This window comes from Streptomyces durocortorensis (genome assembly GCF_016901035.1).
Taxonomy (GTDB): Bacteria; Actinomycetota; Actinomycetes; order Streptomycetales; family Streptomycetaceae; genus Streptomyces; species Streptomyces durocortorensis.
In genome coordinates, this window is sequence record NZ_JAFEUF010000562.1 from 1 (window position 1) to 452 (window position 452).

Here is a 452-nt window from a genome sequence, read left to right on the forward strand (position 1 = left end):
CCCCCGCTCCGCCCGCCGGGTGGCGACCCCACCCCCCTGCTGGAGGCGTACTTCCACCCCTACGCCGAAGCGATGACGGCCGCGGTCGAGGCACGCATCGCCGCCACGGGCCGCGCGGTGATCATCGACGTCCACTCGTACCCGACCGCACCTCTCCCCTACGAACTCCACGGCACCGACCCGCGCCCACCCGTCTGCCTGGGCACCGACCCGTTCCACACCCCGCCCGGACTCCTCGCGGCGGCGGAGACCGCTTTCGGCGGCTGTGCCGGCGCGGACGGCATCGGGCGGGACACTCCCTTCGCCGGTACGTACGTCCCTCTCCAGCACTACGGCACGGACCGCCGGGTCACCGCGCTGATGATCGAGATCCGCCGCGACACGTACATGAGCGAGCCGGGCGGCCCGGCGGGACCGGGGCTCGACGCGCTGGCGGGGGCGCTGGCGGGGCT

At 75.0% G+C, this 452-nt stretch carries 1 protein-coding gene; it reads left to right on the top strand.

Annotated features, from left to right (window positions below; genetic code table 11):
* Positions 1–452: N-formylglutamate amidohydrolase (locus JS521_RS36075; RefSeq protein ID WP_205087044.1), on the top strand; the 452-nt coding region annotated here is incomplete at both ends.